This window comes from Mycolicibacterium tokaiense, assembly GCF_010725885.1.
GTDB lineage: Bacteria > Actinomycetota > Actinomycetes > Mycobacteriales > Mycobacteriaceae > Mycobacterium > Mycobacterium tokaiense.
The window spans coordinates 5628116-5651673 of sequence record NZ_AP022600.1 but is presented as its reverse complement, the minus strand read 5'-3'; the positions used below and the strand labels follow the sequence as shown (position 1 = coordinate 5651673).

Annotated in this window: 23 protein-coding genes; 19 read left to right on the top strand and 4 right to left on the bottom strand. The window is 69.8% G+C overall.

Annotated elements, in window-relative coordinates; genetic code table 11:
* The first annotated feature begins 38 nt into the window (after positions 1-38).
* The 16 genes from G6N58_RS27260 to G6N58_RS27185 all read left to right on the top strand — a co-directional run bounded on the left by G6N58_RS27260 (position 39) and on the right by G6N58_RS27185 (position 16721).
* Positions 39-1553, top strand: coding sequence for a UDP-N-acetylmuramoyl-L-alanyl-D-glutamate--2,6-diaminopimelate ligase (locus G6N58_RS27260; RefSeq protein WP_232068025.1), 1515 nt, complete (start codon positions 39-41; stop codon positions 1551-1553).
* Positions 1550-3034, top strand: coding sequence for a UDP-N-acetylmuramoyl-tripeptide--D-alanyl-D-alanine ligase (locus G6N58_RS27255; RefSeq protein WP_115280733.1), 1485 nt, complete (start codon positions 1550-1552; stop codon positions 3032-3034). Before G6N58_RS27260 ends, G6N58_RS27255 begins: the two co-directional genes overlap by 4 nt.
* Positions 3031-4110 (top strand): phospho-N-acetylmuramoyl-pentapeptide-transferase, encoded by a 1080-nt coding sequence (gene mraY / locus G6N58_RS27250; RefSeq protein WP_115280734.1) that lies wholly within the window; start codon positions 3031-3033, stop codon positions 4108-4110. The genes G6N58_RS27255 and mraY overlap by 4 nt, the downstream gene beginning before the upstream one ends.
* Positions 4111-4118: 8 nt before the next feature.
* Positions 4119-5570 carry a UDP-N-acetylmuramoyl-L-alanine--D-glutamate ligase gene (gene murD / locus G6N58_RS27245; protein WP_232068162.1) on the top strand — a complete coding sequence of 484 codons (1452 nt, stop codon included), beginning with the start codon at positions 4119-4121 and terminating at the stop codon, positions 5568-5570.
* Positions 5571-5583: 13 nt separating this feature from the next.
* Complete coding sequence (ftsW, locus tag G6N58_RS27240; RefSeq protein ID WP_115280735.1) at positions 5584-7161, top strand: putative lipid II flippase FtsW; 1578 nt, start codon at positions 5584-5586, stop codon at positions 7159-7161.
* 20 nt (positions 7162-7181) lie between these two features.
* Positions 7182-8297 carry an undecaprenyldiphospho-muramoylpentapeptide beta-N-acetylglucosaminyltransferase gene (murG, locus tag G6N58_RS27235; RefSeq protein WP_115280736.1) on the top strand — a complete coding sequence of 372 codons (1116 nt, stop codon included), beginning with the start codon at positions 7182-7184 and terminating at the stop codon, positions 8295-8297.
* Between the two features lie 35 nt (positions 8298-8332).
* Positions 8333-9724: a UDP-N-acetylmuramate--L-alanine ligase gene (murC, locus tag G6N58_RS27230; RefSeq protein WP_115282020.1), complete on the top strand. Its 1392-nt coding sequence runs from the start codon at positions 8333-8335 to the stop codon at positions 9722-9724.
* The gene (locus tag G6N58_RS27225) at positions 9721-10599 is read left to right on the top strand and encodes a cell division protein FtsQ/DivIB (protein WP_115280737.1); all 879 of its coding nucleotides are present in this window, start codon (positions 9721-9723) and stop codon (positions 10597-10599) included. The genes murC and G6N58_RS27225 overlap by 4 nt, the downstream gene beginning before the upstream one ends.
* Positions 10600-10642: 43 nt before the next feature.
* Positions 10643-11422: a MerR family transcriptional regulator gene (locus tag G6N58_RS27220; protein WP_435406182.1), complete on the top strand. Its 780-nt coding sequence runs from the start codon at positions 10643-10645 to the stop codon at positions 11420-11422.
* A gap of 194 nt (positions 11423-11616) precedes the next feature.
* Positions 11617-12765 carry a cell division protein FtsZ gene (gene ftsZ / locus G6N58_RS27215; RefSeq protein WP_115280739.1) on the top strand — a complete coding sequence of 383 codons (1149 nt, stop codon included), beginning with the start codon at positions 11617-11619 and terminating at the stop codon, positions 12763-12765.
* A 1-nt stretch (position 12766) separates the two neighbouring features.
* Complete coding sequence (gene pgeF, locus G6N58_RS27210) at positions 12767-13468, top strand: peptidoglycan editing factor PgeF (protein WP_179968226.1); 702 nt, start codon at positions 12767-12769, stop codon at positions 13466-13468.
* Positions 13465-14196 carry a YggS family pyridoxal phosphate-dependent enzyme gene (locus G6N58_RS27205; protein WP_115280741.1) on the top strand — a complete coding sequence of 244 codons (732 nt, stop codon included), beginning with the start codon at positions 13465-13467 and terminating at the stop codon, positions 14194-14196. Before pgeF ends, G6N58_RS27205 begins: the two co-directional genes overlap by 4 nt.
* A 65-nt stretch (positions 14197-14261) precedes the next feature.
* Positions 14262-14909: a cell division protein SepF gene (locus G6N58_RS27200; RefSeq protein WP_115280742.1), complete on the top strand. Its 648-nt coding sequence runs from the start codon at positions 14262-14264 to the stop codon at positions 14907-14909.
* Positions 14910-15030: 121 nt separating this feature from the next.
* The gene (locus G6N58_RS27195) at positions 15031-15321 is read left to right on the top strand and encodes a YggT family protein (protein WP_068917527.1); all 291 of its coding nucleotides are present in this window, start codon (positions 15031-15033) and stop codon (positions 15319-15321) included.
* A 189-nt stretch (positions 15322-15510) separates the two neighbouring features.
* Complete coding sequence (wag31, locus tag G6N58_RS27190) at positions 15511-16335, top strand: DivIVA-like cell division protein Wag31 (RefSeq protein WP_115280743.1); 825 nt, start codon at positions 15511-15513, stop codon at positions 16333-16335.
* 14 nt (positions 16336-16349) lie between these two features.
* On the top strand, positions 16350-16721 hold the full coding sequence (locus G6N58_RS27185; RefSeq protein WP_115280744.1) for a hypothetical protein: 372 nt from the start codon (positions 16350-16352) through the stop codon (positions 16719-16721).
* Here G6N58_RS27185 and G6N58_RS27180 read toward each other — a convergent pair.
* Positions 16718-17380, bottom strand: a complete 663-nt coding sequence (locus G6N58_RS27180; RefSeq protein WP_232068024.1) for a phosphoribosyltransferase — start codon at positions 17378-17380, stop codon at positions 16718-16720. The two genes, G6N58_RS27185 and G6N58_RS27180, sit on opposite strands and share 4 nt — an antisense overlap.
* A gap of 65 nt (positions 17381-17445) precedes the next feature.
* On the opposite strand from G6N58_RS27180, the gene G6N58_RS27175 reads away from it, so the two are divergent.
* Entirely contained in the window at positions 17446-18795 is a 1350-nt protein-coding gene (locus G6N58_RS27175) for a TIGR01777 family oxidoreductase (protein ID WP_115280745.1), read from the top strand.
* On the opposite strand, the gene G6N58_RS27170 is transcribed toward G6N58_RS27175, so the two are convergent.
* Together G6N58_RS27170 and G6N58_RS27165 are read right to left on the bottom strand one after the other, a co-directional pair.
* On the bottom strand, positions 18786-19517 hold the full coding sequence (locus G6N58_RS27170; RefSeq protein ID WP_115280746.1) for a type 1 glutamine amidotransferase: 732 nt from the start codon (positions 19515-19517) through the stop codon (positions 18786-18788). The genes G6N58_RS27175 and G6N58_RS27170 overlap by 10 nt on opposite strands.
* An 18-nt stretch (positions 19518-19535) precedes the next feature.
* Positions 19536-20723: a serine hydrolase domain-containing protein gene (locus G6N58_RS27165; RefSeq protein ID WP_115280747.1), complete on the bottom strand. Its 1188-nt coding sequence runs from the start codon at positions 20721-20723 to the stop codon at positions 19536-19538.
* A gap of 4 nt (positions 20724-20727) precedes the next feature.
* Between G6N58_RS27165 and G6N58_RS27160 the strand changes: the two genes are divergently transcribed.
* The gene (locus tag G6N58_RS27160; protein ID WP_407664125.1) at positions 20728-21093 is read left to right on the top strand and encodes a DUF2784 domain-containing protein; all 366 of its coding nucleotides are present in this window, start codon (positions 20728-20730) and stop codon (positions 21091-21093) included.
* 44 nt (positions 21094-21137) lie between these two features.
* Positions 21138-22349, top strand: coding sequence for a metallophosphoesterase (locus G6N58_RS27155; protein ID WP_115280749.1), 1212 nt, complete (start codon positions 21138-21140; stop codon positions 22347-22349).
* Positions 22350-22373: 24 nt separating this feature from the next.
* Here G6N58_RS27155 and G6N58_RS27150 read toward each other — a convergent pair whose 3' ends face one another.
* Positions 22374-23489, bottom strand: coding sequence for an amidohydrolase family protein (locus tag G6N58_RS27150; protein WP_197746448.1), 1116 nt, complete (start codon positions 23487-23489; stop codon positions 22374-22376).
* Positions 23490-23558 lie beyond the last annotated feature (69 nt).

Sequence of the window (23558 nt, the reverse complement as noted above, 5' to 3'; positions counted from 1 at the left end):
TCTCTCCAGACGAACAGCCGTGATCGGAGGTGAAAGCTGTGTCCAGCGCGCTGCGACCCGCAGACACCACAGGCGTCCCACTGGCCGACCTGGCGGCCGCCATCGGTCTCGACGCGAGAGTCCCCGACGTGCTGGTGCGGGGTGTGACCCTGCGCGCGCAGGACGCCCAGCCCGGTGACCTGTTCGCCGCGCTCGCGGGCAGCCGGGCGCACGGGGCGCGCTACCTGCCCGACGCCATAGGCCGCGGTGCGGTGGCCGTGCTCACCGACGAGGCCGGACTGGCCGCCGCGGGCGCCGTCTCCGTCCCGGTGCTGGTGCACCCCCGGCCCCGCGACGTGCTGGGGACGCTGGCCGCCGAGGTGTACGGCCGCCCGTCGGAATCCATGGCGGTGATCGGGATAACCGGAACCTCCGGCAAGACCACCACCACCTACCTGATCGAGGCAGGATTGCGCGCCGCGGGCCGCACCGCCGGCCTGATCGGCACCGTGGGCATCCGGATCGCCGGCCAGGACGTGCCGAGCTCCCTGACCACCCCGGAGGCGCCGGCGCTGCAGGCCCTGCTGGCCGTGATGGCGCAGCGCGGGGTGGACACCGCGGTGATGGAGGTGTCCAGCCACGCGTTGTCGCAGGGGCGGGTGGACGGGGTGGCGTTCGCCGTCGGCGGGTTCACCAACCTGTCGCGCGATCACCTCGACTACCACCCGACGATGGCCGACTACTTCGAGGCCAAAGCCCGGCTGTTCGATCCCGCGTCACCGGTGCACGCCCGCACCGCGGTGGTCTGCGTCGACGACGAGGCCGGGCGCGCCATGGCCGCGCGCGCCGCGGCCGCAGTGACCGTCAGCGCCACCGGTGAGGCCGACTGGACCGTCGCCGACGTGGTGCACCACGCCGACGGCGGTCAGGAGTTCACGGTGTGTGATCCCGCCGGTGTGCACCATCGCATCGGGCTGCGTCTGCCCGGCGGGTACAACATCGCCAACTGCCTTGTCGCCCTTGCTGTTCTGGACATCGTGGGGGTGGCGCCGGAACAGGCCGCACCCGGGCTGCGCGACGCCATGGTGCCCGGCCGGCTGGAGCCGGTGGACTGCGGGCAGCCGTTCCTGGCGTTGGTGGACTACGCCCACAAGCCGGGCGCGCTGCAGGCCGTCCTGCAGACGCTGCGCTCCCAGCATCCCGACGGCAGGCTGGCCGTGGTGTTCGGCGCCGGCGGCAACCGCGACGCCGGCAAACGCGCCCCCATGGGCGAGGTGGCCGCCGCGCTGGCCGACCTGGTGGTGGTCACCGACGACAACCCCCGCGACGAAGACCCCGCGGCCATCCGCGCCGAGATCGTGGCCGGTGCCGCGGCCGGGCCGGGACAACTCGTCGAGATCGGCGACCGTGCCGCCGCGATCGCCCACGCCGCGGCCTGGGCCCGACCCGGAGATGTGGTGCTGATCGCAGGCAAGGGGCACGAATCGGGGCAGACGGCCGCCGGGCAGACCCGGCCCTTCGACGACCGAGCCGAGTTGGCCGCCGCGCTCGAAGCCCTGGGCGCCGCCCGATGATCGAACTCAGCCTGGCCCAGATCGCCGAGATCACCGGCGGTCGGTTGGCCGACATCAGCGCTGACGAGGCCGCCGCGACGATCGTCACCGGAACCGTCGAGTTCGATTCGCGCGCCGTGACACCCGGCGGGTTGTTCCTGGCGCTGCCGGGCGCGCGCGCCGACGGCCACGACTTCGCCGCCGCTGCGGTGGCCGACGGTGCAGCCGGCGTGCTGGCGGCCCGGCCGGTGGGGGTGCCCGCGGTGGTGGTGGACCCGAACCCCGGGGACACCAGCGCCAGCGTGCTCGAACACGACACCGACGGCTCCGGTGCCGCTGTCCTGGCCGCGCTGGGCCGGCTGGCCGCCCATGTGTCGCGCCGGTTGGTCGAGGACGGGCTGACCATCATCGGGGTCACCGGGTCCTCGGGTAAGACGTCGACCAAGGACCTGCTGGCGGCGGTGCTGGCGCCGCTGGGCACCGTGATCGCCCCGCCGGGGTCGTTCAACAACGAACTGGGCCATCCCTGGACGGTGCTGCGCGCCGACCGCAACACCGACTACCTGGTCCTGGAGATGTCGGCCCGCCATCCGGGCAACATCGCCGCACTGGCCGCCATTGCCGAGCCCCAGATTGCTGTGGTGCTCAACGTGGGCACCGCGCATCTCGGGGAGTTCGGCTCGCGGCAGGCCATTGCCGACACCAAATCCGAACTGCCCCAGGCCGTGCCGAGCTCCGGTGTGGTGATCCTGAACGCCGACGACACTGCGGTGGCCGCCATGGCCGCCAAGACCAGGGCCCGGGTGGTCCGGGTCAGCCGCGGCTCGCCCGCCGACGTATGGGCCGACGGCGTCACCCTGGACGCCGAAGCGCGGCCCAGCTTCACCCTGCATCACGGCGACGCCGCCGTCCCGGTCACCCTGGCCGTGCACGGTGACCACCAGGTGTCCAACGCCCTGTGTGCGGCGGCCGTCGCCCTGGAGTGCGGCGCCACCGACTCCCAGCTTGCCGCGGCCCTGGCCGGGGCCGGACCGGTGTCCCAGCACCGGATGGCGGTGTCCACCCGCCCGGACGGCGTGACGATCGTCAACGACGCCTACAACGCCAACCCGGACTCGATGCGCGCCGGACTGCAGGCGCTGGCCTGGATGTCGCGGGGCGAGGGCGGCCAGAAGCGGAAGAGCTTCGCCGTGCTGGGGGAGATGGGGGAGCTGGGTGACGACGCGATTTCCGAGCACGACCGCATCGGCCGTCTCGTGGTGCGCTTAGATGTCAGTCGACTCATCGTCGTCGGAACCGGGAGGCCTATGAGCGCCATGTACCACGGGGCGGTCATGGAGGGGTCCTGGGGTTCGGAGACGACGCAGGTCGCCGACCCCCAGGCCGCGCTGGAGTTGTTGCGCGCGGAGCTCTCCTCCGGTGACGTCGTCCTGGTCAAGGCCTCGAAATCCGCGGGCCTGGCGGCACTGGCCGATCAGCTGGCGGGGGATGCCGGCGAATGAGACTGATCCTGATCACCGTCGGCATCTCGCTTGCGGTGTCGATCCTGTTGACGCCGTGGCTGATCCGGCTGTTCAGCAGGCAGGGCCTGGGCCACGAGATCCGCGAGGACGGCCCGCCGAGCCACAAGACCAAGCGCGGCACCCCGTCGATGGGTGGGGTGGCGATCCTGGCCGGCATCTGGGCGGGCTATCTGGGCACGCACCTGGTCGGGGTGGCGCTCGACGGTGACGGGCCGTCGGCGTCGGGTCTGCTGGTGCTGGGGCTGGCCACCGCGCTCGGGCTGGTCGGGTTCATGGACGACATGATCAAGCTGCGCCGGTCCCGCAATCTGGGCCTGAACAAGACCGCCAAGACGGTCGGCCAGATCGGCGCGGCGGTGCTGTTCGGGGTGTTGGTGCTGGGGTTCCGCAACGCCGACGGGCTGGCACCCGGTAGCACCGAGTTGTCCTATGTCCGGGAGATCGCCACCGTCGCGCTGCCGCCGCTGGTGTTCATCCTGTTCGTGGTGGTGCTGGTCAGCGCCTGGTCCAACGCGGTGAACTTCACCGACGGCCTGGACGGGCTGGCGGCGGGTTCGATGGGCATGGTGTCGGCGGCGTACGTGCTGATCACGTTCTGGCAGTACCGCAACGCCTGCGCCACCTCACCGGGCCTGGGCTGTTACAACGTGCGCGACCCGCTGGACCTGGCCATCGTGGCCGCCGCGACTGCCGGGGCGTGCATCGGGTTCCTGTGGTGGAATGCGGCCCCGGCCAAGATCTTCATGGGCGACACCGGTTCGCTGGCCCTGGGCGGCATCATCGCCGGCATCTCGGTGACCAGCAGGACCGAGGTGCTGGCCGTGGTGCTCGGGGCGCTGTTCGTCGCCGAGATCGTCTCGGTGGTGGTGCAGATCCTGGCGTTCCGGACCACCGGCCGCCGGGTGTTCCGGATGGCGCCGTTCCACCACCACTTCGAGTTGGTGGGATGGGCGGAGACCACGGTGATCATCCGGTTCTGGCTGCTGACGGCGATCGCCTGCGGGCTGGGCGTGGCGCTGTTCTACGGCGAGTGGCTCGCGGCGATCGGCGCCTAGTGGAGCCGTTGCTTCCCGGCGCCCGTGTTCTGGTGGTCGGGGCCGGTGTCACCGGCAAGGCGGTGCTGGCCGCGCTGACCCCGCTGGGCGCGTTGGCCGACCTCACCGATGACCGCCCGATGGCGCTCGAGCCGTTCGCCTTCGACGGGGTGCGGGTGCTGGACGCCGACTCCGCGGTCTCGCACGTCAGCGACTACCAGCTGGTGATCACCAGCCCCGGCCTGCCGCCCACCGCCCCGGTGCTGGCCGCAGCGGCCGCGGCCGGGGTGCCGGTGTGGGGCGATGTGGAGCTGGCCTGGCGGCTGGACCGCTCCGGGCACTTCGGGCCGCCGCGCACCTGGCTGGTGGTCACCGGGACCAACGGCAAGACCACCACCACCTCGATGCTGCAGGCCATGCTGGCCGCCGCGGGCCGGCGCAGCCTGCTGTGCGGCAACATCGGCGAGCCGGTGCTCGACGTGCTGCGCCGGCCCTCGGAGCTGCTGGCCGTCGAGCTGTCCAGCTTCCAGCTGTTCTGGTCGTCGTCGCTGCGTCCGGAGGCGGGCGCGGTGCTCAACGTCGCCGAGGACCACCTGGACTGGCACGGCTCCTTCCCGCATTACGCGCAGTCGAAGGCCCGCGCGCTCGACGGCCGGGTGGCGATCGTCGGCCTCGACGACCCGGCGGCGGCCGGCCTGCTCTCCGACGCCGCAGCACCGGTCAAGCAGGGCTTCCACCTCGGTGAGCCCGGCCCGGATGTCTTCGGGGTGCGCGACGGGTGGCTCACCGATCCCGGCGGGGTGCGGCTGGCGCCGGTGGACAGCATCCCGGTGGCCGGCCCGGTCGGCGTGCTCAACGCGCTGGCTGCCGCGGCGCTGGCGCGTGCGGTGGACGTGCCCGCTCCGGCCATCGCCGAGGCACTGGCGCAATTCCGGGTCGGCAGCCACCGCGCCGAAACCGTGGCCGTCATCGGGGGGGTCACCTTCGTCGACGATTCCAAGGCCACCAATCCCCACGCCGCCGAGGCCTCCGTGCTGGCGTATCCGCGGGTGGTCTGGGTGGCAGGTGGGCAGCTCAAGGGCGCCTCCGTGGAGAAGACCGTGGCCCGCATCGCAAACCGGCTGGCGGGTGTGGTGGTGCTGGGCCGCGACCGCGGGGTGGTGGCCGACGCGATTCTCCGACACGCGCCCGATGTCCCCGTTGTTGCGGTTGTGACGGGGGAGGATGCTGTGGTGCAAGAGGCCACAGAGACTGATGGGTCAGTTGTGACTCGTGTGATCAGTGCCGCGGATCCGTCGGACACCTCTGCCGTCACCCTCGGCGCCCGGCTGATGACCGAGGTGGTCGCTGCCGCGCGCGATCTCGCCGCGCCGGGGGACACCGTGCTCCTGGCGCCCGCGGGCGCCTCCTTCGACCAGTTCAGCGGCTACGCCGACCGTGGTGACGCCTTTGCGGCCGCGGTGCGCGCCGTTGCCGGATAGGCCTGCAGCCGCCATGGACGACAAGGCTGCCACGCCGACCGAGCCGACAGAGGCAACCGGGGCGACAGAGGTGACGCCCGAAGCCGCCACCGAACCCACCCCGGTGATCACCCCGGCGCCCGAAAAAGCCCAGCGACCCCCGAGTCAGACCCGCCGCGCTGCGGCGGCCGCGCGCCTGGCGTCGACGAAATTCGGCAGCTGGCTGTCGCGGCCCATGACCTCGTTCCACCTGATCGTCGCCATCACCGGGGTGCTCATCACCCTCGGCCTGACCATGGTGCTCTCGGCGTCCGGGGTGTACTCCTATGACTCCGACGGCTCGCCGTGGGCGGTGTTCGGCAAGCAGGTGATGTGGACCTGTGTCGGTCTGCTGGCGTTCTACGTGGCGCTGCGCATGCCGGTGAACATGATGCGGCGCTTGGCTTTTCCCGGGTTCGTCTTCACCATCGTGCTGCTGGTGCTGGTGCTCGTCCCCGGCATCGGCCAGATCGCCAACGGGTCGCGCGGCTGGTTCGTCTTCTACGGCTTCTCCATGCAGCCCTCCGAGCTGGCCAAGATCGCCTTCGCGATCTGGGGAGCGCATCTGCTGGCCACGCGGCGGCTGGAGCGGGCGTCGCTCAAGGAGATGCTGGTGCCGCTGGTGCCCGGCGCGGTCATCGCGCTCGCGCTCATCCTGGCCCAGCCCGACCTCGGGCAGAGCGTCTCGATGGGCATCATCCTGCTGGGCCTGCTGTGGTACGCCGGCCTGCCGCTGAAGGTGTTCATCACCTCGCTGGTGTCGGTGATGAGCGCCGCGGCCGTGCTGGCCATGGTCGAGGGCTACCGCTCGGCGCGGGTGCAGTCCTGGCTGGACCCCAGCGCCGACGCCCAGGGATCGGGCTACCAGGCCCGCCAGGCCCGTTTCGCCCTGGCCAACGGCGGCGTGTTCGGTGACGGCCTGGGCCAGGGTGCCGCCAAGTGGAACTACCTGCCCAACGCCCACAACGACTTCATCTTCGCCATCATCGGCGAGGAGCTCGGCTTCATCGGCGCCTTCGGGCTGCTGCTGCTGTTCGCGTTGTTCGCCTACACCGGCACCCGGATCGCCAACCGGTCTGTCGACCCGTTCCTGCGGCTGCTGACGGCCACCGCCACGCTGTGGATCCTGTCCCAGGTGTTCATCAACGTGGGTTACGTCATCGGCCTGCTGCCGGTCACCGGGCTGCAGTTGCCCCTGATCTCCGCCGGTGGGACGTCCACGTCCACAACACTTCTCATGATCGGCATCATGGCCAACGCCGCCCGGCACGAACCGGATGCGGTGGCCGCCCTGCGCGCCGGGCGGGACGACCGGATGAACCGGATCCTGCGCCTGCCGCTGCCCGAGCCGTACGTGCCCACCCGGGTGGAGGCACTACGCGACCGGTTGCGCACCCGTCGGCCCGCCGCCCGGCCGCAGGCCAAGGTCGCGGCCCGCAAGCCGGTGCCGGCCAAGAAGCAACCGCGCAAACGGCCTACCGGTGACCGTCAGCCGGTCCGCACAGGGCATCATGGAGGCGGCCAGCGGCGCGGTCGCAGCGCCCGGTCACGCGCACTGGAAGGTCACCGGTAGTTGGAAGAGCAGCAGTTCGGGTGAACGATTCGATCTCGGTGGTGCTCGCCGGGGGAGGGACGGCCGGCCACGTCGAGCCCGCAATGGCGGTGGCCGACGCCCTGAGCGCCCTGTCCCCGGACGTGCGGATCACGGCGCTGGGCACTGCCCGCGGCCTGGAAACCCGCCTGGTGCCGCAGCGCGGCTACCGGCTCGAGCTCATCCAGCCGGTTCCGTTGCCCCGCAGACCCACCGGTGATCTGTTCAAGCTGCCGGTCCGGGTGCGCCGGGCGGTCCGCCAGACCCGCTACATCCTCGACGACGTCGACGCCGACGTGGTGATCGGCTTCGGCGGTTACGTCGCACTGCCGGCCTACCTGGCCGCCCGCGGCGGGGTCCGGCGCCGTCGCGTCCCCGTGGTGATCCACGAAGCCAACGCCAGCGCCGGGATCGCCAACAAAGTGGGCGCCCGCTCGGCGCGCCGGGTGCTCTCGGCGGTGCCGGGCTCGGGTCTGCGGCACGCCGAGGTGGTCGGGGTTCCGGTGCGCCACACCATCACCGCCCTGGACCGCGCGGCGATGCGCGCCCAGGCCAGGGCTCACTTCGGCTTCGCCGACCAGACCCCGGTGCTACTGGTGTTCGGCGGTTCGCAGGGGGCGGCCTCACTCAACCGGGCGGTCGCGGCGGCCGCGGGGTCGCTGGCCGCCCGCGGGGTGGCCGTCCTGCATGCCTACGGCGCCAAGAACACCCTGGACCTGCGTACGCCGGCACCGCAGGACCCGCCGTACGTCGCGGTGCCGTACCTGGACCGGATGGATCTCGCCTACGCCGCGGCCGACCTCGCCATCTGCCGCTCCGGCGCGATGACGGTGGCCGAGGTGTCCGCGGTGGGACTGCCCGCCGTCTATGTGCCACTGCCCATCGGCAACGGCGAGCAGCGGCTCAACGCGCTGCCGGTGGTGCAGGCCGGCGGAGGACTGCTGGTCGACGACGCCACGCTGTCGCCGGATTTTGTGGCCGACGTGGTGGCCGGGTTGCTCACCGACCACGACCGGCTGGCCGCCATGACCGCGGCAGCCGCACAGGCCGGGCACCGCGACGCCGCCGAGAAAGTGGCTGCTGTTGCTCTCGATGTCGCGCGGGCGGCCCGCCGGTGAGCGTGCCGCTGCCCGAGGAACTGCGCCGGGTGCACATGGTCGGCATCGGCGGTGCCGGCATGTCCGGCATCGCCCGCATCCTGCTGGATCGCGGCGCCCTGGTGTCCGGGTCCGACGCCAAGGAATCCCGCGGTGTGCTGGCCCTGCGTGCGCGCGGCGCCCAGGTGCGGATCGGCCACGACGCCTCCGCGCTGGACCTGCTGCCCGGCGGGCCCACCATGGTGATCAGCACCCACGCCGCGATCCCCAAGACCAATCCGGAGCTCGTGGAAGCGCAGCGGCGCGGCATCCCGGTCGTGATGCGCCCCGTGGTGCTGGCCAAGTTGATGGCCGGGCACACCACGGTGCTGGTCACCGGCACCCACGGCAAGACCAGCACCACCTCGATGCTCACCGTGGCGTTGCAGCACAGTGGGTTCGATCCGTCGTTCGCCGTCGGGGGCGAGCTGGGGGAGTCGGGCACCAACGCCCATCACGGCAGCGGCACCTGCTTCGTCGCCGAGGCCGACGAGAGCGACGCCTCCCTGCTGGAGTACACCCCGGACGTCGCGGTGGTCACCAACATCGAGGCCGACCACCTGGATTTCTTCGGCACCGTCGAGGCCTACAGCGCGGTGTTCGACCAGTTCGTCGAGCGCATCGTCCCCGGCGGGGCGCTGGTGGTGTGCACCGACGATCCCGGGTCCGCGGCGCTGGCCTCGCGCGCCGCCGCGCAGGGAGTACGGGTACTGGCCTACGGCGCCGAGCCCAACGGGGTGCCGCTGTCGGGGACCTTGCGCAGCTGGCATCAGCACGACACCGGTGCGGTGGCCGAGATCGAGCTGGCCGGGGAGCTGCAGCCGCGGGCGATGCGGCTGGCGGTACCGGGCCGGCACATGGCCCTCAACGCGCTGGCCGCGGTGCTGGCGGCCCGGGATGTCGGCGCGCCGGTGGAATCGGTGCTCGATGGGCTGGCCGGTTTCGAGGGGGTGCGCCGGCGTTTCGAGCTGGTGGGCATCGCCGCCGGTGTGCGCGTCTTCGACGACTACGCCCACCATCCCACCGAGCTGCGGGCGGTGCTTGCGGCGTTGCAAACGGTCACCGAACAAGCCGGGGGCGGGCACGTCATCGCCGTCTTCCAACCCCATTTGTATTCACGCACAGCAACGTTCGCCAAGGAGTTCGGCGCCGCGCTGGACGGTGCCGACCGCGCCGTGGTCCTCGATGTCTACGCCGCGCGCGAGCAGCCGCTGCCCGGGGTCAGTGGTGCCACGGTGGCCGAGCACGTCAGTGTCCCGGTGACCTACATCGCTGATCTCTCGGCGGTGGCCCGTGCGGTGGCCGAGATGGCCGGTCCCGGTGACGTGGTGGTGACCATGGGCGCCGGGGATGTCACCATGCTGGGCCCGGAGATCGTCGCCGAACTACAGGCGCGGGCGGCCCGGTGACCGAGCCGCCGCACCCCGACGCGCCGGAACCGGATCCCGAACCGGCGGAGGCCGACGACCCCGAGGGGCCGCGCCGGCGGGCCCGGCGGGAGCGGGCCGAGCGGCGCGCGGCCGAGGCCAGGGCCAAGGCCATCGAGGAGGCCCGCCGCGAAGCCAAGCGCAAGGTGCTGGGTGCGCCTGCGGTGGAGCTACGCCCGCCGCGGCGCGGCGCGGTACCCGGGCTGAAGGTGATGCTGTGGACGATCGGGCTGGCGGCACTGGCCACCGGGCTGGGTCTGATCCTGTACTTCACACCGCTGATGTCCGCGCGCGACATCGTGGTGGTGGGCACCGGGGAGGTCACCCGCGAGGAGGTCGTCGCGACCTCGCAGGTCACCGAGGGCACCCCGCTGCTGCAGATCAACACCGACGTGGTGGCGCAACGGCTGGCCGCCATCCGGCGGGTGGCCAGCGTCCGGGTGCAGCGGGAGTACCCGTCGACACTGCGGATCTCGATCGTGGAGCGAATCCCGATCGCGGTGAAGGATTTTCCGGACGGTCCGCATCTCTATGACCGCGACGGCGTGGACTTCGCCACCGGCCCGGCGCCGCTGACGCTGCCCTACCTGGACGTCGACAACCCCGGCCCCAACGATCTGCCCACTCGGGCGGCGCTGGCGGTGCTGACCGCGCTGCGCCCGGAGGTCGCCGGACAGGTGGCCCGGGTGGCCGCACCGTCGGTCGCGTCGATCACGCTGACCCTGACCGACGGCCGGGTGGTGGTGTGGGGCACCGAGGACCGCACCCAGGAGAAGGCCGACAAGCTGGCGGCGCTGCTGACGCAGCCCGGTCAGACCTACGACGTGTCCAGCCCGGATCTGCCGACCGTCAAATAGCGGACAAGGCCTTGACCCTCACGCGGCGTGAGGTGCCAGCCTGGTGGCTGTGACGCATGAGAGGGACGGACTGACCGTCGGCGAGGTGGCGCAGCGCTTCGGCATCACGGTCCGGACGCTGCACCACTACGACGACATCGGGTTGCTGACCCCGAGTCGGCGCTCGGCATCGGGATACCGGCTCTACACGCAGACGGATCTGACGCGGCTGTCGCTGATCATCGTCTACCGCAGGCTCGAGCTTCCGCTCCCCGAGATCGCTGACCTGCTCGACGACGGTGACCAGATCAGCCACCTGGTCCGGCAGCGCGACCGCGTCACAGCCCGACTCCACGAGATGTCCGATCTCCTGGAGGCCATCGATCACGCACTGGAGGCAGCGATGACGAAGACACCCATGTCCGACGACGACATGCGCGAACTGTTCGGCGACGGTTTCGACGACTATCAGACCGAGGCGCAACAGAAGTGGGGCCAGACCCCGGAATGGCAGGAATCCCAGCGCCGCGCGCAGACCTACGACAAGCAGGACTGGATCCGGATCAAAGCCGAGGGTCAGGAGGTGGAGAGGGCCCTGGCCGACGCGTTCCGGGCGGGTCTGCCCGCCGACTCCGAGGCGGCCGTGGCTGCCGCGGAGGGCCACCGGCGCCACGTCGAACGCTGGTTCTACGACTGCCCGCCGAGTTTTCACCGCTGCCTGGGGGACATGTACGTCAGCGACCCGCGGTATGTCGGGACCTATGACGAGTCCTTCGGGCTACCGGGCCTGGCGGCCTTCTGCCGCGCGGCAATTCACGCGAACGCCGACCGCGCGGGCGGCTGATCTGACGGGTGCAGAAATTCACCCGCGTGTCGTCGGCGCGCCTGCGGGGTGGCGGCGGGGCCCGGCCCTACCGTTCTGTTTGCGCGGATCTACTTGACATAACTCTAAGCCTATGGTTGAGGTTGAGGGTTTAGGGACACCCCTTGTTGAGGACCATCTGCAGTCCGCAAGCCACTCAGGGAGGAAGGCGACCCATGACCCCCCCGCACAACTACCTCGCCGTCATCAAGGTGGTCGGCATCGGCGGCGGCGGCGTCAATGCCGTCAACCGGATGATCGAGCAGGGCCTCAAAGGCGTCGAGTTCATCGCGATCAACACCGACGCCCAGGCGTTGTTGATGAGCGATGCCGACGTCAAGCTCGATGTCGGCCGCGATTCGACCCGCGGCCTCGGCGCCGGCGCCGACCCCGAGGTGGGCCGCAAGGCCGCCGAGGACGCCAAGGACGAGATCGAGGAGCTGCTGCGCGGCGCCGACATGGTCTTCGTCACCGCCGGAGAGGGCGGCGGCACCGGTACCGGCGGCGCGCCCGTCGTGGCCACCATCGCGCGCAAGCTCGGTGCGCTGACCGTCGGCGTGGTGACCCGGCCGTTCTCCTTCGAGGGCAAACGCCGCAGCAACCAGGCGGAGTCCGGAATCAACGCGCTGCGCGAGAGCTGCGACACGCTGATCGTCATCCCGAACGACCGGCTGCTGCAGATGGGCGACGCCGCGGTCTCGCTGATGGATGCGTTCCGCAGCGCCGACGAGGTGCTGCTCAACGGCGTGCAGGGCATCACCGACCTGATCACCACGCCCGGTCTGATCAACGTCGACTTCGCCGACGTCAAGGGTGTGATGAGCGGCGCGGGCACCGCGCTGATGGGCATCGGAGCCGCCCGCGGCGACGGGCGTGCGCTCAAGGCCGCCGAGATCGCGATCAACTCGCCCCTGCTCGAGGCCAGCATGGAGGGCGCCCAGGGCGTGCTGCTGTCGGTCGCCGGCGGCAGTGACCTCGGCCTCTTCGAGATCAACGAGGCCGCTTCGCTGGTCCAGGATTCCGCGCACCCCGACGCCAACATCATCTTCGGTACGGTCATCGACGACTCGCTGGGCGACGAGGTGCGGGTGACGGTCATCGCCGCGGGCTTCGAGACCGGCGCGGCCAGCCGCAAACCGGCGGTGGGTGCGCCCGGGACCCCGCAGCAGCAGGTCGCGCAGGGCCGGGCCGGCAAGGTGTCCTCGTCGCTGTTCGAACCGTCCGACCCGGCGAGCGTCCCGGTGCACACCAACGGCGCCACCGTCAGGGTCGGTGGTCCCGACGATGACGACGACGTTGACGTGCCGCCCTTCATGCGTCACTGACATGGTGATCCGCCGGGTCTCCACCACGCGGGCCGGCGGCGTCTCCGCACCGCCGTACGACTCGTTCAACCTCGGTGATCATGTCGGCGACGACCCCGAGGCCGTCGCCGTCAACCGGGCCCGACTGGCGAAAGGGATCGGGCTGGCGCCCGATCACCTGGTGTGGATGAACCAGATCCACAGTGCGCATGTGCAACGGGTCGACGAACCCCGGACGTCCGCGGTGGACGCCACCGACGCCTTGGTGACGACGACGCCGGGGCTGGCGTTGGTGGTGGTGACCGCCGACTGTGTGCCGGTGCTGCTGGGTGACGCGCGCGCCGGCGTGGCGGCGGCGGCACACGCGGGCCGGGTCGGCGCCCAGAACGGGGTGGTGGTCCGTACGGTCGAGGCCATGATCGAGGCGGGGGCCCACCCCGAGGACATCTCGGCGCTGCTCGGGCCTGCCGTCAGCGGGGCCAACTACGAGGTACCCGAAGCCATGGCCGCCGAGGTCGAGGCGGCTCTGCCGGGCAGCCGCACACTCACCGCGCGGCGCACCCCCGGACTGGATCTGCGGGCCGGGATCGACCGGCAGCTGCGTGCTCTGGGGATCACGGCTGTCGCGGTGGATCCGCGCTGCACGGTCGCCGACCGGACACTGTTCAGCCACCGGCGGGGCGCACCCACCGGCCGGCTCGCCTCGGTGGTGTGGATGGAATGAGCCGTCGTGATGACCTGGCCGGTGCGCTGGCCACATTGAGAACACGGCTCACCGACGCCGCCGAGGCCGCGGGGCGCGACCCGGCTGACATCGAGCTGCTGCCGGTGACCAAGTTCTTCCCGGCCTCCGACGTCGCCCTGCTGGCCGACCTGGGGTGCCGCGCCTTCGGCGAGTCCCGCGATCAGGAGGCGGCCGCCAAAGTGGCCGAGCTGGCCGGCCGCATCCCGGCCGAGGTGCGCTGGCACATGATCGGCAAGATCCAGAGCAACAAAGCACGCCACATCGCGTCGTGGGCGGACGTGGTGCATTCGGTCAGCTCGCTCAAGGTGATCACCGCGCTGGGCCGGGGCGCGCAGGCTGCCCTCGACGAGGGCGCCCGGACCGAGCCGGTTCAGATCTATCTGCAACTCAGCCTCGACGGCGACGAGTCGCGCGGGGGAGTGGACATCGCTGCGCCGGACCGGATCGACGCGCTGCGTGACGCAGTGACCGCCACGCCCGGACTGGAATTCGTGGGCTTCATGGCCATCCCGCCGCTGGCCGCCGACCCCGATGCCGCTTTCGCGAGTTTGGCTGCTGAGCGGGACCGGGTACAGCCCTTCCATCAGCGTCGCCTCGGGTTGTCGGCCGGCATGTCCGGCGACCTCGAGGTGGCGATCAAACATGGCTCGACGTGTGTGCGTGTCGGAACCGCGCTTCTGGGAAGTCGTCCTCTAACGTCACCGTGAGTAGTCACTCCAGTCACATCTTCATCACGCACCACACAGTCAGAGCATCGGAGAAGGGTCCCACGATGAGCACACTGCACAAGGTCAAGGCCTACTTCGGAATGGCTCCGCTGGAGGACTACGACGACGAGTACTACGAGGACGACGAGCGTGGCGCCGGTCGCGGATATCCGCGTCGCGCAGAGCGTTTCGGCGCCGAAGAGGCGGGCTACGAGCGCTACGGCGATCCCCGCGAGCGTGACTACGACGATCTGCGCGAGGCCCGCGAGCCCGAGTACGCCCCGTCCTACCGCGGTGCCTACGGCGACGAGCCGCGCTTCCGTCCGCGTGAGTTCGAGCGCCCCGCTCCCCGTCTCGGCGGCCTGCGCGGCGCCAGCACCCGCGGCGCCCTGGCGATGGACCCTCGCCGGATGGCCGAGATCTTCGAGGCCGGCAGCCCACTGTCCAAGATCACCACGCTGCGCCCCAAGGATTACAGCGAGGCCCGCACCATCGGTGAGCGGTTCCGCGACGGCAACCCGGTGATCATGGATCTGGTGTCGATGGACAACGCCGATGCCAAGCGGCTGGTCGACTTCGCCGCCGGCCTGGCTTTTGCGCTGCGCGGTTCGTTCGACAAGGTGGCCACCAAGGTCTTCCTGCTGTCGCCGGCCGACGTGGAGGTCACCCCCGAGGAGCGTCGCCGGATGGCCGAGGCCGGGTTCTACAACTAGATCCCACGCCGCTCGCGCACTGCGGGATCGGTAGGCTGGCTGCGTCCTTCCACGTCGTCACCACCGTCTCGTGAGGTGGTGTCGGCAACATCACACCCCTCGTCAGTAAGGTCGGCTCTCGTTGGCGCTCTTCTTCGAAATCCTGGGTTTCGCGCTGTTCGTCTTCTGGCTGCTGCTCATCGCTCGAGTCGTCGTCGAGTTCATTCGCTCGTTCAGCAGGGACTGGCATCCCCGCGGCTTCACGGTGGTGATCCTGGAGATCATCATGACGGTCACCGATCCGCCGGTGAAGTTGCTGCGCCGCATCATCCCGCAGCTGACCATCGGCGCGGTGCGCTTCGATCTGTCGATCATGGTGCTGCTGTTGCTGGCCTTCATCGGCATGCAACTGGCCTTCGGTGCGGCGGTCTGATCACGGCCGTTTTGCCTGTACGTGACCGTATTCGGACCAAATTTGAAATTCGGCCTTAATTATTCGGCTGATCCGCAACCGGCGAGTCGGGTGTGACAGGATGGACGCCAGTTACAGCACGGCTACCAGCTTGGTCTATCGTTCTAACACCGAGATCGGATCGACCGTCCAGACCCGAGGGGGCAGAACATGCCGCTTACACCAGCCGACGTGCACAATGTTGCGTTCAGTAAGCCGCCGATCGGCAAGCGCGGCTACAACGAGGACGAGGTCGATGCCTTCCTCGATCTGGTGGAGAACGAGCTGACGCGGCTCATCGAAGAGAACGCCGATCTGCAGCAGCGGGTCAGCGAGCTCGACCAGGAGCTGGCCGCAGCGCGCGCCGGGGGAGGCGTGTCGGCCACCCAGGCCATCCCGCAGTACCAGCCCGAGCCGGAGCCGGAGCCCACCCCTGCCCCGCAGCCCGCATACGAGGCCCCGCCCGCGCCCGCCCCGGTCGCCGCCGCGCCGCAGGGTGAAGAGGCCCATCTCAAGGCCGCCCGCGTGCTGGCCCTGGCCCAGGACACCGCCGACCGGCTCACCGGTACCGCGAAGGCCGAGGCGGACAAGCTGCTCGCCGATGCCCGCGCCAACGCAGAGTCGCTGGTCAGCGAGGCCAAGCGCACCGCTGAAGCCACCACCACGGAGGCCCGCAATCGGGCCGACGCACTGCTGTCGGACGCCCAGACCCGGTCCGAGACCCAGCTGCGCCAGGCGCAGGAGAAGGCCGACGCCCTGCAGGCCGACGCCGAGCGCAAGCACTCCGAGATCATGGGCACCATCAACCAGCAGCGCACCGTGCTGGAAGGCCGCCTCGAGCAGCTGCGCACCTTCGAGCGCGAATACCGCACCCGCCTGAAGACCTACCTCGAATCTCAGCTCGAAGAGCTCGGTCAGCGAGGTTCCGCAGCGCCGGTCGATTCCAGCGCCGGCAATGACGGTGGCTTCAACCAGTTCAACCGGGGCAACAACTAACCGGCTGGATCGCCATGCTCATCGTTGCGCTGATCCTTGCCGTCGTCGGCCTGGCGGCGCTGGTGACCGCCGTGGTCACCAGTAATGCGGTGGTGGCGTGGGTCTGTATCGGAGCCAGTGTCATCGGCGTGATCCTTCTGATCGTCGACGCCGTTCGCGAACGGCAAAGCGGGGCAGCCGAAGCCGCCGAGGCGGCGGAGGAGGCCGAGCGCGGTGAGGCCATCGACGCCACCTACCAGAATTTCGACGCCGAGTATCCGGACGAGGAACCTGCCACGCAGGTGATCGAGGGCGGCCCGGCCACCGAAGAACTGGCCGCCGCCACCCAAGAACCAGAACCTGAACCCGAACACGAGCCCGAGCAGCAGGAGCCCAAGCCCAGTTAGGTCTCGCCCAGGGCGGCCCGCACTCCCGCGTCGTCCACCTGGTCGAAGTGCTGGTAGGACAACCCGACTGCGGTGAACGGTACCGGGGTGTCTACACACACCACCTCGTCGGCAATGTCAGAGAACAGCATGCCGACGTTCGCCGGGCCCGTCGGCACCGCGATCACCAGCCTGGCCACCCCGGTCTCACGCAGCGCCAGGGCCGCCACCCGCATGCTTGCCCCGGTGGCCACTCCGTCGTCCACCAGCACGACGGGGCGTCCGGCCGGGTCGAGCGCGGCCCGGCCCTGGCGATAGGTCTGTTCGCGGCGCCGCAGCTCGAGTTGCTCGCGCTCGGCCACTGCGTCGAGGTCCGCAGGCAAAACACCGAGATCGGCAATCAGCCGGGAGTTGAGCACGCGGCGCTCGGCGGTGATGGCGCCCAGCGCCAGTTCCGGGTGCCCCGGGGCACCCAGCTTGCGGACCACCATGACATCCAGGGACGCGCCGAGTTCACGCGCCACCACCGCGGCCACCGGCACGCCGCCGCGGGCCAGGCCCAGGACCACCGTGTCAGGCGGCCGCTCACCCAGCGCCTCGGCCAGGGCGTGACCGGCGTCGGGGCGATCCACGAAGCCTCGGCGGCGCAGGCGACGGCCGGCCATGCGCGCCGGGTTCACCGTCCGCCCACCTGTCAAACCCCACGAGCGTCAGATTTCGCCGCGGCGGGTATGTACTGCTCACTATGGGTATCGAGCACAGCAGCATCCTGGACCACCCGATCGACGACGTGTTCGGCTGGCATGCCCGCCCCGGCGCGATCCATCGGCTGATCCCACCCTGGCAACCCATGACCGCCGTGCAGGAGGCGACCTCACTGCGCGACGGCCGCGCGGTGCTGGGGTTGCCGGGCGGGCTGCGGTGGTACGCCCAGCACGACGCCGATGCCTACGATCCGCCGCGCCGCTTCGCCGACGAACTCATCGCGGGTGGGCCGCGGTCGTGGCCCACGCTCGCCACCCGGCGCTGGCGCCACACCCACGAGTTCACCGACCGCGGAGACGGCACCACCCTGCTCAGCGATACGGTCGACACCCCGGTGCCGGCCCGGCTGCTGCGCTCGACATTTCGGTATCGGCACCGGCAGACCGCCGACGACCTCGCGGCGCACCGCACTGCGGCGCAGGCCGGAATGACGCCGCTGACGGTCGCCATCACCGGCGCCTCCGGGCTGGTGGGCACCGCCCTGGCCGCGTTCCTGACCACCGGAGGCCACCGGGTCGTCAAGCTCACCCGCACATCTGCCTCGGGAACCGATGAGCGGCAATGGAATCCGGCTGATCCCGCGGCCGACCTGCTGGACGGGGTGGACGCCGTGGTGCACCTGGCCGGCGCGTCGATTGCCGGACGGTTCACCGACAGCCACAAGGCGGCCATCCGGGACAGCCGCATCGAGCCCACCCGTCGACTTGCCGAACTCGCCGCCCGCCCGGGCGGGCCACGGGTGTTCGTCAGCGCCTCGGCGATCGGCTTCTACGGCTACGACCGCGGCGACGAGCTGCTGCATGAGGACAGCTCCCGCGGTGAGGGTTTCCTGGCCGAGGTGGTCACCGACTGGGAGGCGGCCACCGCGCCGGCAGTCGACGCCGGAGCGCGAGTGGTGTTGGTGCGCACGGGAATCGTGCAGGCGGCCCGGGGTGGGACGCTTCAACTGCTGCGCCCGCTGTTCAGCGCCGGCCTCGGTGGGCGCCTCGGCGACGGCCGGCAGTGGCTCAGCTGGATCGGCATCGACGACCTCACCGACATCTACCACCGCGCCCTCTACGACACCGCGCTCTCGGGTCCGGTGAACGCGGTGGGTCCGGAGCCGGTGCGCAACAGCGAATACACCGCGGCGCTGGCGGGGGTGCTGCACCGGCCCGCCCTCCTGCCCGTCCCGGCGGTCGGGCCCAAGCTGCTGCTCGGATCAGACGGGGTGCGGGAGCTGGCGCTGGCCAATCAACGGGTGCTGCCGACCAAGCTGGCCGGACTCGGGCACCACTTCCGCCATCCCGACGTCACCGACGCGCTGGCGCACCAGCTCGGTCACGACTGATAGACGGGGCGGGCCACCCGATCCAGGAATCCGCCCACCAGACGGCGCAGTCGGGCGGCGGCGGCGTCCTGTTCGGCAACGGTGCGGGCCCGCAGCGCGTCGACGTCGATGTTCAGCCGGGCGGTGTCGCTGCTGTCGCCCACCTCGTCGGCCAGCCAGAGATCCAGCAGGGGCAGGTTGAGCTCCGGGTGGAACTGCAACCCCAGGGCGGTGCGGTAGCTGAACGCCTGAACCGCGTGTGGTGTGCTGGCCAGTTCGGTGGCCCCGGGGGGTGGGGTGAACTGGTCGGAATGCCATTCGAACCAGGGTCCCTCGGGGATCAGTTCCGTTGTGTCGGTGCTGATCTCGTACCATCCCAGCTCGGGGGTGGTGGCCTTGCGCACCGATCCGCCGAGCGCCTGGGCCACCAGCTGGCCGCCGAAGCACACGCCCAGCACCCCGACACCCGCCTCGATCGCGCCACGCACCAGCGCTTCCTCGGTGCCGACCCAACCGGCGCGCAACTGCTCGCCGTACACCGACCAGCGCGACCCCAGCGGCACGATTACGTCGTAGCGCGTCGGATCCGGGAACACCGGGGTCACCGACGCCGGATCGTCCGCTCGCTCGAGGGGCACCACGTTGACGGTGTCAACGTCGAACCCCTGCTCGGTGAAGACGTCACCCAGAACCGCTTCCGGGGCATTCGGATCGTTATAGATGAACAGGACGGTGCGTGCCACGCCGACGACGATACTGGCTCAGCGCACCGGTGGCGCATTCTCGGGCGCCAGCTCTGCGCCGATGCGGCGGAACAGGGTGTCCGCGGCATTGGTGTAGGCACCGGTGTCGTCGAACGCACCGGGCTCGAACGTCGCCGCGACGGCAATGGCGATACCCCGCGACGGGAGATATGCCTCAAGCGCGGCGTAGCCGTAGAACATCGGGTTCTGTAGCAGCCAGTCGCCCGAGACCACCAGACCCATCCCGTAGTCGTAGATGTCGCCCAGCTCGGCACACGTGGTGCAGCCGGGCAACGGCCTGGTCGAGCCCCGCGGCGGTGTGCGCAACATCTCGGCGAATGACGCTTCGGACAAGAGTTTTCCGGTGCCGATACCGACCGCGGTGGTCGCCAGATCGGTGATGGTCGAGGTCTGGATGGCGCCATTGGTGATGGTCCACGACGGGTTCCAGTACGTGGACTCCTCGTAGCGGCCCCGTTCCGCGGTGAAGGCGTGCAACGCGGGTTGCGGGATCTCCGGCGTGAACGAGTTCCTGGTCTCCGATAAACCCAGCGGTCCGAGAACCCTGTCCGACAACAACTTCGGCATCGGCTGACCGGTGGCCTTCTCCAGCGCGAGGCCCAGCAACACGTAGTTGGTGTGAGCGTAGTTCCAGTTGGTGCCCGGCTGGTACTGCAGCGGCTGCGACGTCGCGTATGGCAGCAGTTCCTCGGGTCGCCACTGCCGGAACGGATCCCGGTACAGCGCCTCGTCGAACTCGGTGTTGTCGATGACGTAGTCCACGTACCCCGACGTCATCGTGGCGAGTTGGCGCAGTGTCACCCGGTCGGCGTGCGGGATGTCAGGAAGGTAGGTCGAGAGCAGGTCGTCGAGGCCGACGGTGCCGTCTTCGGCGAGGAGCAGCAGCAGGGTCGAGACGTAGGAGATGGCGACGGCGCCGTTGCGGAAATGCATGTCAATGGTGGCGGGCACCCCGGTCATGGACTCACCGAATGCGTCGGTCATCAGGTCGTTGCCATCGACGGTGACCTTGACGATGACCGACTTGAGGTGCTCGGAACGCATGGTGTCGGTCACGATGGTGCGCAGGGCATCGGCGGGTGTGGCGCCTGCGGTGGGGCTGACGGATCCCGCGCACAGCACACCTATTACCAGCAGGGCGTAACACCGGGCCGACAGCACAGCTGAGCTTACAATCGGAGGCATCAGTGTGCTTATCCTCGCCCTCGCCGTGGCCGGCCACTTCGCCTTCCTCGCGTATCTGGTGGCCGGGGGATTCGTGGCGCTGCGGTGGCCGCGCAGCATCTGGCTGCATCTCGCAGCGGTGCTCTGGGGTGCCTGCAGCGTGGTCATCGGATTGCCCTGCCCGCTGACCTGGGTGGAGCGCTGGGCCCGCGCTGATCTCGGTCTGGCGCCGCTGCCGCCGGAAGGTTTCATCGAGCACTACCTGACGGGGGTGCTGTACCCCAACGATGCCGTGGGGCTGGTCCAGGCACTGGTGTTTGCGACCGTCGTGGCCTCGTGGTTGCTGGTGAGCGCGATCACGCGAGTCGGGGCACCCGCAACCCGTGGCTAGTCTGGTGTGATGCACCGGGTCCGGAAGCACGGCTGACTGCCTGCATGTTCATCGTCATCGTCTGCGCCGTCCTGGGCTTGGCGCACCTGTACATCTGGAAACGGCTGATCAAGGACACCACCGGGCCGGGCCGCACCCGCCGCGTGTTGACCACGGTGTTCCTGGCGTTGGCGGCGCTGCTGCTGACGACACTGTTCGTGCCGCGCGTCTTCGACGTCGCGGAGTCGCCGCTGCTGGCGTGGCCGGGTTACCTCTGGTTCGCCGTGGTGGGGTACCTGCTGCTGGCGCTGCTGGTCCTGGAGCCCATCCGGCTGGTGCTGCTGCCCTGGGTCCGGCGTCAGCGCTCGGTCGAACCCAAGATCGCTGTCCCGGCGGCGGCGCCCGCGATCGAGGAGCTACCAGCACCGGATCCCGGTGGGGTGAACCGCCGGGTGTTCCTGGCCAGGGCCGGCGCGGTCGCCGCCGGCGCCGCGTCGGTGAGCCTGGTGGGCTACGGCGCGGCCACCGCGCTGGGGCCGCCGCAGGTGCTGCAGGTGCCGGTGCGGCTGGGCCGCCTCGATCCGGCGTTCAGCGGGTTCCGCATCGCGGTGGTGTCGGACATCCACCTGGGCCCGCTGCTGGGCCGTCGGCACACCGAGCGCATCGTGTCGATGATCAACGAGACCGAGCCGGACCTGGTGGCCATCGTGGGTGATCTGGTGGACGGTTCGGTCGAGGAGCTGGGCCACGCCGCAGAACCGTTGCAGGATCTGGTGTCTCGTGAAGGTTCCTTCTTCGTGACCGGCAATCACGAGTACTTCGTCGAGGACACCGCGCCCTGGCTGCGTGAACTGGAACGTTTCGGGGTGGCGCCGCTGCGCAACGAGAACACCCTGATCCGCCGTGGCGGTGCGGGGTTCAACCTGGCCGGGGTCAACGACCTCGCCGGGGAAGAGCGCGGCGACCCGCCCGACTACGACCGCGCCCTGGCCGGGGTGGATCCGTCGCAGGCCACCGTGCTGTTGGCGCATCAGCCCGTGATGGTTGAGGAAGCCGCCGCCCGCGGAGTGGACCTGCAGCTGTCCGGCCACACCCACGGCGGCCAGACCTGGCCGTTCCAGTACATCGTGGAGTCCGTACAGCCGTCGCTGGCCGGGCTGTCGACGCACCAGGACACCCAGCTCTACGTCTCCCGCGGTGCCGGCTTCTGGGGCCCGCCGGTACGCGTGGGTGCCCCGCCCGACATCTCGATCCTCTCGCTCGAGTCGGGGCGGTAGGCCCGGTCGTTGACACGCACGGCGTCAGAGTTTGATGCCGAAGAGTTTCTCCGCATTGCGGAACGCAATCTTCTCTTTGGTCTCGCGTGGCAGGTTCACTGCCCGAAACCAGTCGGTGCCTTCCTTCATATCCGCAAATGGGTAGTCGGTCCCGAACATCACTCGATCGGCACTGATGTACTTCAGCAAGAGGTGCAGCAGTTCGTCCTGGAAGAATGCGCTGGTCGTGTACCAGAAATTGTCGTTGAAGTATTGCGCGACAGGCTTGTTCAGCGAACCCTCGGTCGCATCTCCCAGGTCTTCGACGATGCGCTCGTAATAGAAGGGAAGGCCCTCGCCCATGTGGCCGACGATCATCTGCAGTCGGGGGAATCTGTCGAACACGCCGGTCATGATCAGGCGAAGACACTGGGTGAGCACCTCTTGATGCCACCCATATCCTGAACCGCTGAAAATGTAGTCCTGGTACTCATCGTTGAATCCAGGGCGGTCAATCCGGTAGTAGATGTCGAACACCTCTGTGGGCGGAAAGCCCGGATGCAGGTAGATCGGAACCTCAAGTGCCTCGGCGCGGGCCAGAACGGGTTCAAAATCCTGGTGGTCGAGGAACCTGGTCCCGATGAAGCCATTGGTCATGGCACCGACAAAGCCGTCTTCGCGGACGGCGCGTTCCAATTCGTCTGCAGATGCTTCGGGGTCCTGCAGGGGCAGGGTCGCGTAGGCCTGATACCGCCCCGGATACCTGGCCATCGGACCCTCGGCGATCATCCTGTTCAGACGGTAGGCAAAATCGTTGCCCTCCCGGCCGGCGAGATCCTGTACGCCCGGCGTATGTGCAGAGAGGATCTGCACAGCGACACCCGCCTCATCCATGGCGCCGATGCGGCCAGGCCCGAGTTCGGCAAGCCCTGTCTCCCTGAGGTATTCGATGTGATCATCGTTGAACGCATTCAGGGAGATCAGTTCATCGGTGGTGTAAGTCTCTTCCGTGGCGATGAAGGGCAGGTCGGGGTCCCGCGCCGACAGGTCCGACACCTCTGTTGATGCGGTATCAGTGGACGTGGCACAGGCCGACAGTCCGACCCCGGCACTCAGTGCCGCCGCCCCGCCCAGGAAGTTACGGCGTCCCATCAGTGTCATGACACCAGCATGCTGCGCGCACATCCGGGTGTCGCCGGGGAAAACCCCCGCCTTGGTGGGGGATAACCC

What these genes read in the sequence shown, in the direction of transcription:
- G6N58_RS27255 (WP_115280733.1), top strand. Translation starts at nt 1,550, where the DNA reads ATGATCGAACTCAGCCTGGCCCAGATCGCCGAGATCACCGGCGGTCGG.
- mraY (WP_115280734.1), top strand. Translation starts at nt 3,031, where the DNA reads ATGAGACTGATCCTGATCACCGTCGGCATCTCGCTTGCGGTGTCGATC.
- ftsW (WP_115280735.1), top strand. Translation starts at nt 5,584, where the DNA reads ATGGACGACAAGGCTGCCACGCCGACCGAGCCGACAGAGGCAACCGGG.
- murC (WP_115282020.1), top strand. Translation starts at nt 8,333, where the DNA reads ATGGTCGGCATCGGCGGTGCCGGCATGTCCGGCATCGCCCGCATCCTG.
- ftsZ (WP_115280739.1), top strand. Translation starts at nt 11,617, where the DNA reads ATGACCCCCCCGCACAACTACCTCGCCGTCATCAAGGTGGTCGGCATC.
- pgeF (WP_179968226.1), top strand. Translation starts at nt 12,767, where the DNA reads ATGGTGATCCGCCGGGTCTCCACCACGCGGGCCGGCGGCGTCTCCGCA.
- G6N58_RS27205 (WP_115280741.1), top strand. Translation starts at nt 13,465, where the DNA reads ATGAGCCGTCGTGATGACCTGGCCGGTGCGCTGGCCACATTGAGAACA.
- G6N58_RS27200 (WP_115280742.1), top strand. Translation starts at nt 14,262, where the DNA reads ATGAGCACACTGCACAAGGTCAAGGCCTACTTCGGAATGGCTCCGCTG.
- wag31 (WP_115280743.1), top strand. Translation starts at nt 15,511, where the DNA reads ATGCCGCTTACACCAGCCGACGTGCACAATGTTGCGTTCAGTAAGCCG.
- G6N58_RS27185 (WP_115280744.1), top strand. Translation starts at nt 16,350, where the DNA reads ATGCTCATCGTTGCGCTGATCCTTGCCGTCGTCGGCCTGGCGGCGCTG.
- G6N58_RS27175 (WP_115280745.1), top strand. Translation starts at nt 17,446, where the DNA reads ATGGGTATCGAGCACAGCAGCATCCTGGACCACCCGATCGACGACGTG.
- G6N58_RS27165 (WP_115280747.1), bottom strand. Translation starts at nt 20,723, where the DNA reads ATGCCTCCGATTGTAAGCTCAGCTGTGCTGTCGGCCCGGTGTTACGCC.
- G6N58_RS27155 (WP_115280749.1), top strand. Translation starts at nt 21,138, where the DNA reads ATGTTCATCGTCATCGTCTGCGCCGTCCTGGGCTTGGCGCACCTGTAC.
- G6N58_RS27150 (WP_197746448.1), bottom strand. Translation starts at nt 23,489, where the DNA reads ATGACACTGATGGGACGCCGTAACTTCCTGGGCGGGGCGGCGGCACTG.